This is a genomic window from Halomonas sp. B23F22_20, assembly GCF_043496985.1.
Taxonomy (GTDB): Bacteria; Pseudomonadota; Gammaproteobacteria; order Pseudomonadales; family Halomonadaceae; genus Halomonas.
In genome coordinates this window covers 1-502 of sequence record NZ_JBIEKH010000162.1, presented here as the reverse complement: position 1 = coordinate 502, position 502 = coordinate 1, and the positions used below count along the sequence as shown (strand labels likewise).

General features: G+C 61.2%; 1 protein-coding gene. It reads right to left on the bottom strand.

What is annotated here, in order from left to right; translation table 11 throughout:
- A partial coding sequence (locus ACGTN6_RS21120; RefSeq protein WP_394595082.1) for a methylenetetrahydrofolate reductase C-terminal domain-containing protein occupies window positions 1–370 on the bottom strand: 370 nt, incomplete at its 3' end.
- Between the last annotated feature and the right edge of the window lie 132 nt (window positions 371–502).

The window sequence follows — 502 nt, the reverse complement described above, 5'->3', positions numbered from 1 at the left end:
CCTGTATCGCGTCGCTTTCCTTCATCTTCCGACTTCCCTCCCAGGCTTCGACCCAGACACAACGCTTCTCGGGGTACACCTCGCAATTCCCGTTCTGCATGACGCCTCCACAGGGGCCGTTGCGCATGGTCTTGGGGCAGTTCATGGAACAGGACATGCCGGTAGAGCTGAGGATGCACTGACCACACATCTGGCAGTCGAACAGCAAGCCCTTGCCGAGCTTCTCCAGCTTGCCCATTGGCCTTTCGGCACGCTGGTAGCCCACCGACTTCCACAGCGGATGCAGCTTGACGATCACCGGTTCGAAGGCTCGATAGGTGAGCTCAAACAATCTCGCGTGGCGTGCGGCCCATAGACGAACGGAATACACAAGCTTCTCCTGCCACGGCAACGCCGCCGTGGAGCCAATCGTTGCTTCCTGGGTGCGTGAGACGTCTCTCCGGCATCGCTCGCCACCGATCGGCCAAGGCCGGGGTGGCTTCCGCGAGGAGGTGCCGTATGC